This window comes from Nocardia sp. NPDC050697 (assembly GCF_040654395.1).
Classification (GTDB): Bacteria; Actinomycetota; Actinomycetes; order Mycobacteriales; family Mycobacteriaceae; genus Nocardia.
The window spans coordinates 20,366-37,294 of sequence record NZ_JBFAHY010000015.1 but is presented as its reverse complement, the minus strand read 5'-3'; the positions used below and the strand labels follow the sequence as shown (position 1 = coordinate 37,294).

The following is a 16,929-nucleotide window of genomic DNA, read 5'->3' as shown; positions in this document are numbered from 1 at the left end:
GTGGAGGCTTCGATGTTCACGAGGTTCGCGGCGCGGGCGATGGCCGCGTGCGTGGCGGTGGCCGCGGGTGCGATCGGCACCGGGCTCGGCGGCGGGGCCGCGCAGGCCGACGAGGGCATCGCCTGTCTCTGGGCCGGGGTCTCGCACCCGTACCTCTCCGAGGTGGTGGCCGGCGGCTGGACCTTCGAGTGCGGCTGGGACGGGCTCAGCTCGCACTGGTTCCGCGGCGGTCGGACCGGCGCGCCGAGCACGGTGCCGAACCCCGGCGCGGGCCGGGCGCCCTCCGGCACCTTCAGCGGCGGCGCGCTGCAGCCGGGCACCGCCTACACCGACTACTGCGTCGGCAGCCAGCTCATCGAGGGGGCCGAGGACGTCTACGAGGTGGTGTGGGGCGCGAGCGGACCGCCGTTCTGGAAGGCCGCCGCGCCGATCGCGCAGTGGCGCTTCGACGCCGGGACCGGCCCGCAGCCCTCCTGGCGCTCGTCCAGCCTCTGCTACGACGGCATGCTGATCTGACCGTGGCCGGATCGGAACCGCGCGCGGGCGACGCCGACCGCGAGCGGGCGCTGCGCGAGCTCTCCGAGCAGCTGGGCTCCGGGCGGCTGAGCCTGCCGGAGTTCGAGGTGCGCAGCGCTGCGGTCGCGGGCGCCGAGAGCCGGGCGGAGCTGGCGGAGTCCTTCGCCGACCTGCCGCACGCGATTCCGCCGGGTCCCCCCGGCCCCAGCCCCCGGCCGGGCGTGCGGCGGGCGCTGCTCGCCGCGGCGCTCGCCTGCGCGGCGCTGCTGCTGACCGCGCTCACCGGCCAGTGGGCCTGGTTGCTGACGCTGCTCGCTGTCCCGCCGCTGCTCCGGCCCTTGCTCGCGCTGCCGAGCCAGAACTCTCGGCCCAGCTGATTTCAGGAGGTGTGCGGCGCCATTCGCGCGAAGCTGCACACCCTGGCCTCGCCGGAGGTCGCCGGGCAGGTGCGCATCCTGCTCGGCCGGGCCGATCCCGCGGCCGGCCCGGTACTGCGGCGGGCCGGTACTGCGGCCGGGCCGGTACTGCGCCGCGCTAGAAGCGGGTTCGCGGGCGGACGTAGTTGGCCAGGTCGACGAGGCGGTATCGGTGCAGCCGCTGCGGCGCGCCGCGGGCCAGCGCGCGCAGCGCGGTCTCCAGTCCGGCGCGCAGCCCGGGCCGGGTGCAGGGGACGCCGAGGATGGTGCTGTCCGCCCGGACCCGGTGCGGCTGCGCGTCCAGCGTTTGCAGTGCCGCGCCGAGGACCACGATGCGCAGCTGCAGCGCGCGCGGCTCGTCCGGCGCCGCCTCCAGCCGGGCCGCCGCCTCGGCGAGATCGGCCTCGGTGATCTCCGCCGGCGGGCGGGAGACCAGCAGCAGGCAGCCGGTGAGCCGGGCGATGCCGTGGTAGCGCGATGCCTCCGGCACCTGGTCCAGGACCGCGACGGCCTCCGGCACCCGCTGCTCGGCGGCGAGCCGCCTGGCCAGCCCGAAGGCCGCGCTCACCGCGCCCCGGTCGGTGCGCCACACGGTGCGGTAGTACTCGATCGCCGACTCCGCCCAGTTCCCGGCCTCGGCGGGCGTGCCGAGCGCGAGCTCCGCGGTGGCCGCCAGCGCGAGCTGCGGCGCCAGCTCCCCCGGCACCATGGTGTGCACCCGGTCGAAGTGCTCGTACGCGGTGCCGTACTCCCCCGCGAGCAGCGCGGCGATCGCGCTGTACCACTCGAGCCGCCAGTCCCCGCCGTACCGCGGCCGCAGCTCGGCGAGGCGCTGGGCGGCCTGCGCGACATCGCCGAGGTCCAGGTGCGCGCGCACCACGGTGAGCGTGCCCTCCAGCTCGAAGGTCGCCGGCTCCGGGATGGTGCCCGCGACGATGCGGTCGGCGGCGCGGCGCAGCGAGTCCAGCGCGTGCCTCGGGTCGGCGTGCGGCAGCGTGGAGAGCAGCTCGGCGCTGGGGTCCTCGCTGTCCACCAGCGGCACCGGCAGCGCCGCGACCACGCTCGGGGCGTCCAGGGTCGGCAGCCGGTGCCTGCCGTCGGCCATGCCGTCGGTCTGGCCGATCACGGTCTCGATGCCGAAGGCGCCGCGCATGGAGCCGAACTCGGCCGACGACTGCGGGTGCTCCACCTCGGTGTCGGTGGCGAGCACGATCCGGAGCACCCCGGCGAGCTGGCAGTGCAGCGCGTAGGCCGACGGGAAGCGGCGCTTCGGGTCCGGGTCGGTGGCGCGCACCAGCAGCCGGCGCAGCGCCGGGTAGCGGGCGAGCAGCGGCACCTCGTCCGGGCCGGGGATGCCGGGGCGGTGGTGGCCGCGCTCGTCCCTGGGCAGCTCCAGCACCAGCGCGGCCAGCGTGCGGCCGACGGTGTGGATGTCGGAGGCCACGGTCGGGCCGGTCTCGGTGACCTCGGGGGCCTGGTAGCCGGGGGTGCCGTAGATGCTGCCGTAGGACTCGACCGCGGCCACCGCGCCCAGGTCGATCAGCTTCACCTCGTCCGCGCTGACCATGATGTTGTCCGGCTTGAGGTCGTTGTAGGCGAGCCCGGAGGAGTGCAGGTAGTCGAGCGCGGGCAGGATCTCCATCAGGTAGGCGATGGCATCGGCGACCGGAAGCCGTTCCGGCGCGGCCAGATCGAGCAGCGTCTTGAGCGAGCGGCCGCCCACGTACTCCATGACGATGTAGCCGTCCGGGGTGTCCCGGACCGAGCGGTGCTTCACGAAGTTGTAGATCTTGACGATGCTCGGGTACGCCACCTCGGAGAGGAACTGCCGCTCGGCCAGCGCGACCACGTGCGCCTCGAAGTCGAGCGGGTTCTGCAGCCCCTTGAGCACCACCCAGCGGTCGCTCACGTTCCGGTCGATGGCCAGGTAGATCCAGCCGAGGCCGCCGTGCGCGAGGCAGCCCTGCACCTCGTACTGCCCGGCCACCATCTCCCCCGCGGTCAGCGCCGGGCGGAAGTTGAACGGCGAACGGCAGCGGGCGCATTCGCCCGCCACCGGCCCCGGCTCGGTGCCGGTGCCGCGGCCCACCGGGTGCTGACACTTCCAGCAGAGCCGCTTGTGCTCGGCGACCTCGGGGTTCGGCAGCACCGCGCCGCGCGGGTCGAGGGGGCTCACCTGGGGCATGGACACCAGGCCGTCGCCGAGCCGGCGGGTGGTGGGACGCGAGCGGGCGCTGCGGCCGGAGCCGGTGTCGAGTGCCGCGAAGAGCGCCGCGGCGGTGTCCATCGGCTCGGAATCGGCGCCCGATCCGGCGCCGGAGTCGCGTCCCGCGCCGGGGTCGCGTCCCGAGCCGAGGTCGCGTCCCGGGCCGGGGTCGCGTCCCGCGCCGGGGTCGCGTCCCGCGCCGGGGCCGTGTCCCGCGCCGGGGCCGTGCCCGGTGCCGGAGTCGTGTCCCGCGCCGGGGTCGTGTCCCGCGCCTGGGTCGTGCCCGGCGCCGGTGTCGTGTCCCCTGCCGGAGCTGCGCCCCGAGCCGGAGTCCGGACCTGTACCGAGGTCCGGGCCGGTACCAGGGTCGTGTCCCGTGCCGGAGCCCGGAGCGGTACCGGGGTCCGGCTCGGTGCCGCGGTCGGCGACGGCGGTCTGGCCCGGCCCGCGGGGCGTGGCGTTCGGGGGGCGCCGGGTCGCCCAGGGGTGCCTGGCGTGCCGGGGCAGCTCGGTGCCCCGGATCCGCCGGCTCGACCACGGGTGCGGCAGGGGGCGGTCGGCTGCGTCAGGCTGCTCCGGCATGCGAACCTCTCGGACCCACTCGATTGGCGCCCCATTGTGATCCACCACCTTTCGATCCGGGCAACCCGCTCTTCCCAGTGCTGGGAACAGCGCTCCACCCCGGGCGAGCGGCCCGGGGTGGAGCGGGAGACGGTCAGTCGCGCTCCTCCGGCTCGCCGAGCACCGTCGCCGGGCCGCCGCTGCCCGGCGGCCGCTCGGCCACCACCGGGAAGGCCCCGGTGTGCCCGACCCGGGCCGTGGCGATCGCCAGCACCCGCTTGCGCGCCAGGAACCAGCCGCCGACGAAGAGCGGCACCACCACCAGCAGGGTCGCGATCACCGCGCCGCGCTGCACGGCGTCGTCGCTGAAGAGCATCAGCAGCACCACCGTGGCCAGGAAGACCAGCGTGGCGTAGCTGGTGTACGGCGCGCCGAAGAGCCGGAAGGCGGGCCGCTCGATCCGCCCCTCCTTCGCCCAGCGGTACAGCTTGAGCTGGCAGAGGATGATCGCGCTCCACGCGGCGATGGTGCCGAGCGCCGACATGTTCAGCACGATCTCGAACGCCTGCTCCGGCACCAGGGCGTTGAGCCCGACGCCGAACAGCGCGATCGCGCCGGTCGCGAGGATGCCGACGTAGGGCACGCCGCCCTTCGACATCCGCGCGGCGACCCCCGGCGCGCTGCCGCTCATCGACATCGAGCGCAGGATCCGCCCGGTCGAGTACAGCCCGGCGTTCAGGCTGGAGAAGGCCGCGGTGAGCACCACCAGGTTCATCGCCGAGCCCGCGCCGTCGACGCCGATCTTGGAGAAGAAGGTGACGAACGGGCTCTCCCCCGACCGGAACGCGGTGTAGGGCAGCAGCAGCGCGAGCAGCACCAGCGAGCCGACGTAGAACAGCGCGATCCGGGCGATCACCGAGTTGATGGCGCGCGGCATGACCTTCTCCGGGTGCTCCGTCTCCCCGGCCGCGGTGCCGACCAGCTCGACCGCCGCGTAGGCGAAGACCACGCCGGTGGTGACCAGCACCAGCGGCATCAACCCGCTCGGGAACAACCCGCCGCTGTCGCTGATCACGCTCAACCCGGTGGGCACGCCGTCGATCTCGGTGCGCCGGGCCAGGAAGACGGTGCCGATGATCAGGAACCCGACCAGCGCGACGACCTTGATGATCGAGGCCCAGAACTCCAGCTCGCCGAACCAGCGCACCGAGACCATGTTGATGGCGACCACCGCGGCCAGCGCGATGAACGCGATCACCCACTGCGGCACCACCTCGAACTTGCTCCAGAAGTGCACGTAGGTGGCGATGGCGGTGATGTCGACGATGCCGGTCATGCACCAGTGGAAGAAGTACATCCAGCCGACCGCGAAGGCCAGCTTCTCGCCGTAGAACTCGCGGGCGTAGGAGACGAAGGAGCCCGACGACGGGCGGTGCAGCACCAGCTCGCCGAGCGCCCGCAGGATGAAGAAGACGAAGACGCCGCAGATGGCGTAGACGAGGAAGAGGCCGGGGCCCGCGTGCGCCAGCCTGCCGCCGGCGCCGAGGAAGAGGCCGGTGCCGATGGCGCCGCCGATGGCGATCATCTGGATCTGCCGCGGGCGGAGCGCCTTGTGGTAGCCGGCGTCCTCCGCGAGCGCCGCGTCCGGCGTGGGGCCGGGGCTCTGCGCCTCCGGTGCGCGAACTGTTGTCATGCCGATGCCTTTCGCGTGACGGCGATCATATCGGTGCTTAATGTACCGCCATACAGCGGCACGTTCAATGGCGGTTCTCTAATTGGAGTACCGCTATAGTGGAACGTGGGGAGCAGACTCGACGGAGGTGCGCGGATGGCCTGGTTCGCTCGGGAGTTCATCGCGGTCCCGGAGAGCCGCAAGAACCAGCTGATCTACAAGTGGCCGGACGTCACCATCCGGCGCTACTCGCGCGCCATCGTGAACGCCGACGAGCTGGCGCTCTTCGTGCGCTCAGGGCAGGTGCTCGCCACGCTCGGGCCGGGCAGGCACCGGATCGACGCGGTCGAGCTGCCGGTGCTCGGCGCGCTGCTGGACGGCGTCAGCGGGGGGAACCTGTACCGCGCGGAGCTGTACTTCGTGGCGGGGCGCGAGGTGACCGGGCTGCGGTTCGGCGGGCGGCTGGCCGATGTCAGGGACCCGGTGAGCGAGCAGGTGGTGACGCTGCGCGCCTTCGGCGAGTTCGCGCTCGCCGTGCGCGATCCGGCGGTGCTGATCACCGCGCTGACCGGCACCGCCGATCTCACCGATCCGGCCGCGGTCACCTCGTGGGCCGGTGACCTGCTGCTCAAGTCCATGAAGGTGGCGGTGGCGCGCGGGGTCTCCGGGGGTGCGTGGCCGGTGCTCGGGCTCTCCGAGCGGCTGGGGCCGATCGAGGCGGCGGTGCTGCGCGAGACCAATCTCGCGCTCTACGAGTACGGGCTGCGGATTCCGCGGATGGGGAACTTCGACATCACGCTGGCGCCGGAGGATTCCGAGCGGTTGAAGCGGCTCGCCAAGGACATCACCTATATCCGGCTGGCCGGGGATTTCCAGCGGTACGCCGCCGGGGAGCTGGCGCTCGGGGCCGGGCAGGGGCTCGCGCACGGGGGCGGGGGCGAGGGTGGATTGCTGGGCGCCGCACTGGGTTTGGCGGCGTTGCAACAGCCAAGGGCAGCCCCGGCTTCGGGGCCGGTGTGCGGCGGGTGCGGGGCTGCGAGCCAAGTGGGCGCCCGGTTCTGCGCCGCCTGCGGTGAGCGGCTCGCCGCCGCGCCCCGGCACTGCCCCAGCTGCGGGACCGACACCGCCCCCGGCGCGCGGTTCTGCGCCGCCTGCGGGGCCGGGCTGACCGGCTGAGCGGTGCCCGCTGCGCCCCACCGGGCGGGGCGAGCGGTGTCGGGCCATCCGGCTGAGCGGTGCCCGCTGCGCCCCACTGGGCGGGCGCAGCGGAGTCGAGGCCATCCGCCGCGCCCACGCGCCGCTGCCCCGGCGCACCCCGCGAAACGGCGACCCGTGCCGCCGCGCGCCGGTCAGCCGGCTCGGGAGGCGCTCCCGGATTCGCCACCGACCAATCCGCGCACCTGCCGCGCCGCCACCGAGAGGGTGGCGATGTCGTGCTCCTCGGCGGCGAAGATCTCGCGCAGCGCGGCGCCCGCCCTGGCCAGCCGGGCCCGGTTCATCGACTCCCAGTAGCTGATCTTGGCGGCGACCCCGTCCTGCGGGCCGGTGGCGGCGAGCACGTCCCGGGTAAGCAGCCGCCAGGATTCGTAGAGGTCGTCGCGGACCGCGAGCCGGGCGAGGGTGTGCCAGCGGTCGCCGCGCGGGAGCCTGCCGACCGCGGTGAACAGCCGCTCGATGGCGAAGTGCTCGTTCAGCGCGTACATGAGCGCGGTCACCTCGGCCGGGTCGCGCTCGGCGATCTCGGCGACGTCGACGGCGTCGAGCAGCGGGCACAGCTGGATCAGCCGGTACACCTCCCCGGCGATCTCCGCGGGCGCGCCGTGCTCGACCGCCCAGCGCGAGCGCGCGGCGAGATCGGTGGCGAGGTAGCCGGTGAGCAGCCCGGGGACCTGGTCGGCGAGGACCCGCACCCGGTCCCAGTAGCGGGCGATCTCGGCGCCGATGGCGATCGGCTGCGGCCGGTTGGCCAGCAGCCAGCGGGCGGCCCGGTCCAGGGTGCGCTCGGCCTCCAGCTCGAGCTGGTCGCGGACCGCGGTCGGCATGGGCGTGCTGCGGACCCGCTCGCGCAGCACCGGCAGGTCGAAGATGGCGGAGGCGACGGTGAAGGCCCGCACCGCGTCCTCGGTGGTGGCGCCGGCCTCCTCGGCCAGCCGGAAGGCGTAGGTGATGCCGCCGTTGTCGACCATGTCGTTGACCACGACGGTGGCGACGATCCGGCGGCGCAGCGGATGCCTGGCCATCGACCCGGCCGCCCGCTCGCGCAGCGGGGACGGGAAGTAGCTCGGCAGCACCCCGGCGAAGGCCGGGCCGTCCAGCAGCTCGCCGTCGAGCAGCTCGGCCTTGAGCGCGAGCTTGACGTGCGCCATGAGGTTCGCGAGCTCGGGCGAGGAGAGGCCGCGGCCGTCGGCGCCCCTGCGGTCCAGCTCGGCCTCGGTGGGCAGCGCCGCCAGGCGGCGGTCCAGCCCGTGCCCGGACTCCAGCGCGGCGATCAGCCGCCGGTGCACGCCGAGCATGGCCGGGGCGTCCGCGCGGGAGATGCCGAGCCGGGCGTTCTGCGCGATATTGTTGCGCAGCACCAGCTCCGCGACCTCGTCGGTCATCGAGGCGAGCAGCGGGTCGCGGTCGGCGGCGGCGAGCTCGCCCGCGGAGACCGCGGCGTCGAGCAACACCTTGATATTGACCTCGTGGTCGGAGCAGTCCACCCCGGCGGCATTGTCCAGGGCGTCGGTGTTCATCCGGCCGCCGGCGCGGCAGAACTCGATCCGGCCGAGCGCGGTCACCCCGAGGTTCCCGCCCTCGCCGATCACCTTGACCCGCAGCCGGTCGGCGTCCACCCGCACCGCGTCGTTGCCCTTGTCGCCGACCTCGGCGTCGGATTCGGTGCTCGCCTTGACGTAGGTGCCGATGCCGCCGTTCCAGAGCAGGTCGACCGGGGCTTGCAGCACCGCCCTGATCAGCTCCGGCGGCGCCAGCGCGGTCACCTCGCGGGCGATGCCGAGCGCCGCCCGCACCTCGGGGGTGATCGGGATCGATTTGGCGGCGCGGTCGTAGACGCCGCCGCCCGCGCTGATCAGCGCGGTGTCGTACTCGGCCCAGGAGGAGCGGGGCAGCGCGAAGAGCCGGGCGCGCTCGGCGTGCGAGCGCGCGGGGTCCGGGTCGGGGTCGAGGAAGATGTGCCGGTGGTCGAAGGCGGCCACCAGCCGGATGTGCGCGGAGAGCAGCATGCCGTTGCCGAAGACGTCGCCGGACATGTCGCCGATGCCGACCACGGTGAAGTCCTGGGTCCGCACGTCGACGTCGAGCTCGCGGAAGTGCCGTTCGACGCTGGTCCAGGCGCCGCGGGCGGTGATCCCCATGGCCTTGTGGTCGTACCCGGCGGAGCCGCCGGAGGCGAAGGCGTCGCCGAGCCAGAAGCCGTAGCCCCCGGCCACCTCGTTGGCGATGTCGGAGAAGGTCGCGGTGCCCTTGTCGGCGGCGACCACCAGGTAGCTGTCGTCGCCGTCGCGGCGGACCACCCGGGTGGGCGGGCGGGTCTCGCCGGTGGCCCGGTCGACATTGTCGGTGAGGTCGAGCAGCCCGGAGATGAAGGTGCGGTAGCAGGCGATGCCCTCGTCGAGCGCGGCCCTGCGATCGGCCGCCGGGTCGCCGGTGGGGGCGGGCGGCCGCTTGACCACGAAGCCGCCCTTGGCGCCGACCGGAACGATCACCGCGTTCTTCACCGCCTGCGCCTTGACCAGCCCCAGGATCTCGGTGCGGAAATCCTCCAGCCGGTCCGACCAGCGCAGCCCGCCGCGCGCCACCGAGCCGAAGCGCAGGTGCACGCCCTCGACCCGGGGCGAGTAGACGAAGATCTCGTACTTGGGCCGCGGCTCCGGCAGTTCGGCGATGGAGGGCGGGTCCAGCTTGCAGGAGAGGTACCCCGGTGGCCGCCCCGCTGCGTCGCGGCGGTAGTGGTTGGTGCGCAGCGTGGCCTCGATCAGCCCGTGCAGGGCCCGCAGGATGCGGTCCGCGTCCAGGCCGGTGACCTCGTCGATGGCGGCCCGCAGCCGCGCGGCCAGCGCCGCCGCCCGGACGCCGCGGGTGGGCTCGGGGGCGTCCGGGTCGAAGCGCGCGGCGAAGAGCTCCGCGCAGGCCCCGGCGATGGCCGGGTGGCCGAGCAGCACCCGGGTGATGTGGTCGAAGGTGTACGGGAACCCGGCCTGCCGCAGGTACTTCGCGTAGGCGCGGAGCACGGTGATCTGCCGCCAGTGCAGCCCGGCGCGCAGCACCAGCTCGTTCAGCCCGTCGATCTCGGCGTCCCCGAACCACATGGCGGTCACCGCCGCCGGGAAGTCGCGGCCGACGCCGGTGCGCGGCCCGGCGCCGATATCGCCCGCGCTGAGCCCGGCCTCCAGCTCCGGGTCGAGCGCCCCGCGCAGCAGCGCGGCGGGCACCCGCAGCCCGAAGTCCAGGATCCAGCGGTCCGCGGCCCCCGCGCGCCGCACCCGGTGCGGCCGCTCGTCGACCACCTCGACGCCGAGGCTGTGCAGCACCGGGAGCACCCGGCTGAGCGAGACGCCCGCGCCGGTGAGGTAGAGCGTGAACCGCCACTCCCCCGGCGGCGCGCCCGCCGCCCTGGCCAGCCTGGTGTCGATCGCGCCGTCGCGCAGCCGCTCCAGCCTGCGCAGGTCGGCCAGCGCGCGCTCGGGGCCGTGCTCGTCCCGGTAGCTCGGCGGGAAGGCCTCGGCGTACTCGTCGAGCAGCGCGGGGGTGAGGTCGGGGGCCGCGGCGGCGGCGCTACGCAGGCGGTCGGCCCAGGTCAGGGTGGCGTCCTGGAGCAGTTGCTGCACCCGCGCGCGGCCGTCGTCGGAGAGATCGGCCGGGGTGGCGCCCGCGGCGCGGTGCACGGTGAAGTAGAGGACGGCCAGCTCGGATTCGGTGGCCCGCGCCGAGTAGCCGATCCGCTCGCCGCCGTACTCGGCGCGCAGCACCTCGGTCATCCGCCGCCGCACCTCGGCCGAGTAGCGGTCGCGCGGCAGGTAGACCAGGCAGTAGAGGGCGTCGCTGCGCACGTCGCGCCGGACGAAGAGCCGCAGCTGCCTGCGCAGCCCGAGCGTCATGACGTCGGTGACGGTCTCGGAGAGCCGGCGCGCGTCGGTGGAGAAGAGCTCCGCGCGCGGGAACGACTGCATCAGCTCCAGCATGGTCTGCCCGGAGAAGGAGTCGAGCGCCAGCCCGGAGCGCGCGATGGCCTGCAGCGCCCGGCTGGAGATCACCGGGATGTCCAGGATGTTCTCGTGCAGCCCGGTGACCGCGAAGGTGCCGACGAAGACGTGCTCGCCCTGCACCATGCGCACCGTCTCGCCCGGCACCGCGGGCGAGCTGCGTTCGCCCGCACCGTAGTCGGCGATGCTCACGAAGTAGAGGTCGCGGGAGCCGGGCAGCAGCGAGTCGACGGTGCCGTTGGACATGCGCAGCACCGCGCGCTTGGGGCCGAGCAGCGGGACGGTGAGCGCCACCGCGGCGTCGTCGCGCAGCACGCCGAGCCCGGTGCCCGGTACCTGCCACGCCTCGTCCGCGGTGGGGTTGGCGCGGCGGATGCGGTAGTAGCCGTAGCCGAGCACGGTGAAGTGGCCGTCGCCCATCCAGCGCAGCAGCTCGGCGCACTCGGCGATCTCCGGGTCGTCGGCGCGCGCCGCGGCCCGGTCCAGTGCGCCCGCCACCTCGCCGAGCGTGCCGAGCATGGCGGGGCGGTGCTCGGCGACCCGGCGCAGGTCGTGCAGCAGCGGCGGCAGCGCCGCCTCGATCCGGTCCGCGGTCTCGGCGGTGAGGTCGGGCGCGAGCTGCACGTGGATCCAGGATTCGGCGCGCCCGGCGAGCGGCTCGCCGTCCGGCGCCGCCACGTGCACCAGGGCGCCGGCGGGGTCCCTGGTCACCGCGAAGACCGGGTGGATCACCTCGGTCACGGTGGCGCCGAGCCGGCGCAGCGCCGCGGTCACCGAGTCGACCAGCATGGGCATGTCGTCGTTGACGATCTGCACCGCCGCCCCGAGCCCGCCCGCGTCGCCGGGCCGGTAGACCCGGGTGGCCGCCGAGCCGGGCGCCCGCACCGCGGCCAGCTCGCGGTGGCGGCGGAAGATCTGCTCGGCGCGGCCGGAGCCGGCCGCGGCGGCGCCGGGCGGCAGCCAGCGGAAGTACGCCGCCTCCGGATCGCCGGAGCGCTGCCGCGGATTCGTGGAGTGAGTGGTTGCCACCATCGACCTGTCGCCTTCCCGAGCGGGGTTCGTGCGCGCCGCGCTCGTTCGGCGGTGTCTTTACCTCATTCGAACGAGCCGTTATTTAGCGGTACGTTCAACAGTGTAACAAGCCGGGGCCGCGGCGTCACGGCATGAGCAGCCCGGCCCGGTTCAGGAAGGTCCGTGCCGCGGCGGGGCCGGAGAAGGCGCTGGTCTCGAGCACCAGACCGGTGCGCGAGTCGGCGTAGAGGACGGTCGTGGAGGGGCCGACGGCGGCGTAGACGCGGCCGTCGAGCAGGACGGCGCCGCCCGCCGCGCGCCACCGGCGCACCGTGGCGGCGAGCTCCTCCGGCGTCGCCAGCTCGGTGAAGAGCGTCAGCTCGCGCCCCCCGGCCAGCCCGCCGAAGAGCAGCGGGCTGCCGGCGGGCAGCACGCACCGCTCCGTGCGGCGCCCGGCGTCGGCCCGCTCGCACGAGGTGGCGGCGGCGAGCAGCTCGGGCAGCGCCTGCGCCGCGGCGGCCGGGGGCGGCGGCGCCACCGCCGAGCGCAGCGGCGAGCAGGACCACACCAGCACCGCGCAGAGCCCCGCCAGCAGTACCGCGGCGGCGGGCAGCACGAAGCGCTGCCACTCGCCGCCGAGCACGCCGGCGACCTGCTCCGCGTGGCTCACCACCTCGTGCGCGTCCTTGACCACCTCCCGCGCCCCGCGCACCGTGGTCTCGGCGATATCGAGCGCGGCGCGCAGCGGCCCGCCGCAGTGCCCGCACCTGGACTCGCCGCCGTGGCTGCGGTGCGCGCAGTACTCGCAGACCAGCTCGGGTGGCCCGCTCATCGGCCGGTCACCACGACCGAGGAGATGGCGGTGGTGTTGATCGCGGCGTCCCCGCTGGACTGCAGCACGGTGAGCACGATCCGGGAGGCGCGCAGCGCGGGCCGGATCGGGGTGACCACCAGGGTGCGCTGATTCAGCGTCTGCTGCGTGTAGACGGTGGAGTTGCCGTCGTCGAACTGGTACGAGACCCGGCTCACCGTGCGGAATCTCGGCCACTGGTCGGTGCCGTCGGCGGCCACGCTGTCCCAGCCGGGCACGATGCCGATGGAGTCGACCTCGTAGGTCCGGCCCAGGTCGATGCTGAGCACCTGGCCGTCCACCTTGTACGCGCGGACGCAGGACCACGCCTTGTCCGGCACGCCGCTGAAGGCGTCCATCGCCGCCGTGCTGCCCGGCGGGCACTTGGACTGCGCCGACTTGACCTCGATCGGCTCGGTGAGCGGCACCGCGGAGGTGCTCGGCGCGGTGGTGAGCGGCGGTGCGGTGACCACGAGGGTGCCGACGGTGGCCTGCTCGTCGGTGCGGCCGCCGGTGGTGATCAACGTCAGGATCAGCGCGAGCACCAGCGCGGCGGCCGCCGCGATCGCCACCTTCGGCCTGCGCAGCAGGGCGAGCCCGGCGGCGAGCGGCCCGTCCGGGCCCGGCGGCCGTGGCGGCTCGGGCGCCGGTTCGGGCGCGGGGCCCTGCGGTTGCCCGGGGCGGGCGACGGTGGTGAGGCCGGGCGGCGGCTCCGGCTCGTACTGGTCGCCGTTGAGCAGCGCCAGGATTCGCTCGCTGGCCTTCGGCCCGCCCTGGCTCCGCGCCGGCGCCGAGACCGGCCCCGACAGCTCCGGGTCCGGCGCGCCGCGGCCCGGCCCCGCGAGCGCCGGATCGGCGAGCAGGGTGTCGAGGAGCAGCGCGCGATGATGGAGAAAGACATCTCCCGAGTCCTCGTCGGGCATGGCCGGAATGCTATCCGGGCAGCTCCGGCCCCCGCGTGGACGATATTCCCGCCGGTGGGAACGGCGTCACTCGGAGAGGAAGTACTCCTGCGGCACGTCGAACACCCGGGCCAGCGCGATCACCAGGTCCAGCCGGGGGATGGCGTCGCCGTGGATCAGCCGGTACAGCCCGGACTGCGAGACCGGCACGTCCGGGTAGGCCAGCTCCAGGTGCCTGGCCAGCGAGTACAGCGTCAGCGAGCGGGTCGAGCCGTCCTCGGTGGAGACCACCGACTCCGCGATCAGGTCGGAGAGCCTGCGGGAGAAGATGGCCGCCGCCGCCTGGCGCGGCGTCAGCGCGGCCCCGTCACCCGGCGTCTCCGCCGCGTCGCCGGGGGAATCCGCTGCCACGGAAATAGTCATAGCGCCTCGTCAGCTCACGCGCAGCCCGCCGGTCGGCGAGCTCGCTCGGGGGACAGTGGAACCGGCGGCCGCGCTCGGTGGGCGCGGGCCGTCGGCGGGATCGACGTAGCGGGTTTCGCCGCGGGGCTCGATCAGCTCTACCCGCACTGTACGCATCGGGATGCTCACATCCACCGCGGTCGCGCTGACCTGGGTGATGGCCAGGTCGGCCGAGCGCTGGCGCGGGCCGCCGGGCTCGTTGATGGTCACGGTGGTCGGCGCCTCCGAGCCGCGGGGCGGGAGCTGGTCGAAGACCGCGATGGTCGCGGGTGGCTCCGGCCGCGACAGCGGTTCGCCCGCACGGTCGTCGATCAGCCGCAGCGACCGGTCGTCGCCGACGGCGGCGACCAGCTGCAGCCAGTTCTGCGGCCGCGCGGTGTGCACCTCGATATCGGCGCCGACGACCATGGCGCGCAGCACGATCTGCTGCGCCACCGGCAGCACGGCGTGCACATCGATGGCCCGGCGGCGCGGGTTGTAGCGGGCGGGGTCGAAGAGCGGCAGCGCGAGGCTGTGCCGCGGCTGCCCGCTGATGGCGCCGAGGATCTGGCCGTTGGGCCCGATCGGCAGCGCGAGCCGCGCCACCAGCTCGGCCGGGGCGATATCGGCGCCGGACTCCGCGCCGCGCAGGTCGCCGACGGCCACCACGCCGGGCAGCGAGGCCAGCAGCGCGGCGGACTGTGCCCCGCCGAGCGGGCGCAGGTACTCCGGCACCGACGCGGAGACCGGCGGGCCCACATACCGCACCAGCGCGCGCGGCCCGGCGGCCGCCGCGGAGAGCGCGATCACCAGGGTGGTGTGGCCGCGGCTCCAGGACCAGCAGTCGTCCAGCCCGGCCTCGCCGAGCCGGGGCCAGTCGATGGCGAAGCTGGTGACGCTGCGGCCCGGCACCGTCGACTCCAGCTGCCGCCAGGTCTCGCGCAGCTCGTCCAGCTCGACCCCGGCGTGCAGCGAGCGGGTCGCCTCGCGCAGCGCACCCGCGGGCAGCGCGTGCGCCGCGATCCCGCGCTCGCGCAGCCGGTTCGCGATCCGGTGCGCCGCGGTGGCGAGCGCCTGCGGCCCGGTCACCTCGACCGCGCCGCGCCGGGCCAGCGCGACCAGGTTGCGCCGCTGGTCCAGCCGGACCACCAGCCAGGTGCGGCGGTCGCCGACCACCGGGTGGGTGCCGATCAGCTGGTCGTAGAGCATGCTGTAGCCGCCGTCGGCGCGCACCCGGCGCCCGGTGGTGACCACATCGATGTCGACGGCGATGCCGAACTGGTCGAGCATCGGGGACAGCTCGCCGATCCCGATGGTGTCCTCGGTGTACAGCGTCGCCTCGGTGACCACGGTCGGCAGATCCAGGTTCGGGGCGAGCTGGATCATGGCGACCAGCACGCCGTCCCGCCCGCCGATCCCGCAGATCCCGGCGCGCACCGCGACATCGGTGATCGGCAGCGGCGCCGCGCGGGCCGCCGCCCGCGCCGCGTACCCGGCCCGGTAGGCGATGCGGTCGAGCAGCCTGCGCACCGCGGTCCGGCCCGCGACCCGCACGGTCACCAGGACCAGCAGCGTGGTGCAGACCAGCGCGAGCACCCACCACGGCGCGTGTGCCGAGAGCAGCACCAGCGGTGGCCCGCCCGCGATCACGATCGCGGCGAAGGGTGCGCGCTCCACACCGCCGATCCGTAGCTCGGGGCGCGTCACCGGCGCCTCCGGCGCAGCGCGCTCGCGCCCGCCGCGCCGCCCGCCCCGAGCAGCACCGCGACCAGCACGACGACGGTGGCGGCGACCGCGGGGATGGGGTCCGCCGGGCGCGGCGGCACCGGCATGGTGAACGGGGTGCCGCGGAAGAGCCCGGCGGGCGGCCGCGGCGGGCTCCGGTAGCCGAGCGCGGCCACCGGATCGATGAGCCCGGCGCCGACCGCGTTGTCGATGCCGCGGGCGGGGGCGTGCGCGCTGGCCTGCAACCGCGCCGCGATCTCCGCGGGGGTCTCGTTCGGGAAGCGCGAGCGCAGCAGCGCCGCCACCCCGCTCACGTAGGCCGCGGCGAACGAGGCGCCGCCGACCGGGACCAGCTTGTCCGGCGAGCCGACGCCGTTCACCAGGCCGCTCCCGCCGGGGCCGAGCGACTCCACCCCGGTTCCCGGCGCGGCGACCGAAACCCACGGCCCGGCCAGCGAATCCGGCATGGGGACGCCGGTCGCGGTGGTGAAGCCGACGGTCAGCACGGTGGGCGCGAACCAGCCGGGGGTGGCGATGGTGCGCACCTTCTCCCAGTTCCTCGGGTCGCCGGGGCGGGCCGGGTCGATGGCGGGGTTCTGCTCCTGGCAGCCGGTGCTCCCGGTGTTCCCGGCACCGGCCACGATGAGCGCGCCGCGCACGTGCACGGCGTGCCCGATGGCGGCGGAGAGCATGGCCTGGTCGAGCTGCTGCTCCACCGGCATGCAGATCGGCAGCGACACCGTGATCACCCCGGCGCCCTGGTTCGCGGCCCTGGTGATGGCGCGGGCCAGCGTCCTGATCTCGGCGGCGGCGCGCTGCGCCTGGTCGAGGCTGCCGCCGTCGGGGACGAAGGCGCCGGAGTGCTGCCGGATGGAGATGATCCTGGCGTCGGGGGCGACGCCGGTGAGGCCGTCCGCCGGATCGTCGGCGGCGCCGATGATCCCGGCGACCAGGGTGCCGTGCGCGTCGCAGTCGGAGAGGCCGTCGCCGCCCGGGGTCACGTAGTCGCCGCCGCCGACCAGGTTGGGCAGCCGGGGCTGCGGCTGCACGCCGGTGTCGATGACCGCGACGGTCACCCCGGCGCCGCGGCTCAGCGCCCGCGCCCGGTCCAGGTCGAGCGCCTCCTCCGGCGGCGGGGTGCGGGTCAGGTCGCTGTCCGGCAGCACGCCCGCCGCCAGGCAGCCCTTGTCCTGCTTGACCGGGAACTCCGGACCGGGCGGGTCGTCGGCGGGCGGGGCGCCGATCACCACCTCCGGCGGCGCCAGCGCGCCCGCCGGCGCGGCGGTGATCGCCAGCAGGGCGGCGGCCAGCGCGGCCACCGCTCCCCGCCGCGCCCGGGCGCCGACCGGCCGGTGGGTGGCTCGATCCGGCGGCCGCGCCGGATTCACGCCGGAGGGGCGGAGCAGCGGCCCGGTCATCTCGCGC

Annotated in this window: 11 protein-coding genes; 3 read left to right on the top strand and 8 right to left on the bottom strand. The window is 74.9% G+C overall.

Features of this window, described 5'->3' with window-relative positions; genetic code table 11:
- Positions 1-12 precede the first annotated feature (12 nt).
- Positions 13-516, top strand: a complete 504-nt coding sequence (locus tag AB0H71_RS33300) for a hypothetical protein (protein WP_357029373.1) — start codon at positions 13-15, stop codon at positions 514-516.
- Positions 517-518: 2 nt separating this feature from the next.
- On the top strand, positions 519-893 hold the full coding sequence (locus AB0H71_RS33295) for a DUF1707 domain-containing protein (RefSeq protein WP_357029371.1): 375 nt from the start codon (positions 519-521) through the stop codon (positions 891-893).
- 157 nt (positions 894-1,050) lie between these two features.
- On the opposite strand, the gene AB0H71_RS33290 is transcribed toward AB0H71_RS33295, so the two are convergent.
- Positions 1,051-3,720, bottom strand: a complete 2,670-nt coding sequence (locus tag AB0H71_RS33290) for a tetratricopeptide repeat protein (RefSeq protein ID WP_357029368.1) — start codon at positions 3,718-3,720, stop codon at positions 1,051-1,053.
- A gap of 133 nt (positions 3,721-3,853) precedes the next feature.
- A complete protein-coding gene (locus tag AB0H71_RS33285) occupies positions 3,854-5,392 on the bottom strand; it encodes an amino acid permease (protein WP_357029365.1) in 1,539 nt (512 codons plus the stop codon).
- Between the two features lie 135 nt (positions 5,393-5,527).
- On the opposite strand from AB0H71_RS33285, the gene AB0H71_RS33280 reads away from it, so the two are divergent.
- On the top strand, positions 5,528-6,547 hold the full coding sequence (locus AB0H71_RS33280; RefSeq protein ID WP_357029362.1) for an SPFH domain-containing protein: 1,020 nt from the start codon (positions 5,528-5,530) through the stop codon (positions 6,545-6,547).
- Positions 6,548-6,720: 173 nt separating this feature from the next.
- On the opposite strand, the gene AB0H71_RS33275 is transcribed toward AB0H71_RS33280, so the two are convergent.
- From AB0H71_RS33275 to mycP, 6 genes are all read right to left on the bottom strand, one after another.
- Complete coding sequence (locus AB0H71_RS33275) at positions 6,721-11,607, bottom strand: NAD-glutamate dehydrogenase (protein ID WP_357029359.1); 4,887 nt, start codon at positions 11,605-11,607, stop codon at positions 6,721-6,723.
- Between the two features lie 124 nt (positions 11,608-11,731).
- Positions 11,732-12,418: a hypothetical protein gene (locus tag AB0H71_RS33270; RefSeq protein ID WP_357029356.1), complete on the bottom strand. Its 687-nt coding sequence runs from the start codon at positions 12,416-12,418 to the stop codon at positions 11,732-11,734.
- On the bottom strand, positions 12,415-13,359 hold the full coding sequence (locus AB0H71_RS33265; protein WP_357029353.1) for a hypothetical protein: 945 nt from the start codon (positions 13,357-13,359) through the stop codon (positions 12,415-12,417). Before AB0H71_RS33265 ends, AB0H71_RS33270 begins: the two co-directional genes overlap by 4 nt.
- Positions 13,360-13,425: 66 nt before the next feature.
- A complete protein-coding gene (locus AB0H71_RS33260) occupies positions 13,426-13,761 on the bottom strand; it encodes a helix-turn-helix transcriptional regulator (protein WP_357029350.1) in 336 nt (111 codons plus the stop codon).
- A 9-nt stretch (positions 13,762-13,770) separates the two neighbouring features.
- A complete protein-coding gene (eccE, locus tag AB0H71_RS33255; RefSeq protein WP_357029346.1) occupies positions 13,771-15,456 on the bottom strand; it encodes a type VII secretion protein EccE in 1,686 nt (561 codons plus the stop codon).
- A 26-nt stretch (positions 15,457-15,482) separates the two neighbouring features.
- A complete protein-coding gene (gene mycP / locus AB0H71_RS33250) occupies positions 15,483-16,922 on the bottom strand; it encodes a type VII secretion-associated serine protease mycosin (protein WP_357029343.1) in 1,440 nt (479 codons plus the stop codon).
- Between the last annotated feature and the right edge of the window lie 7 nt (positions 16,923-16,929).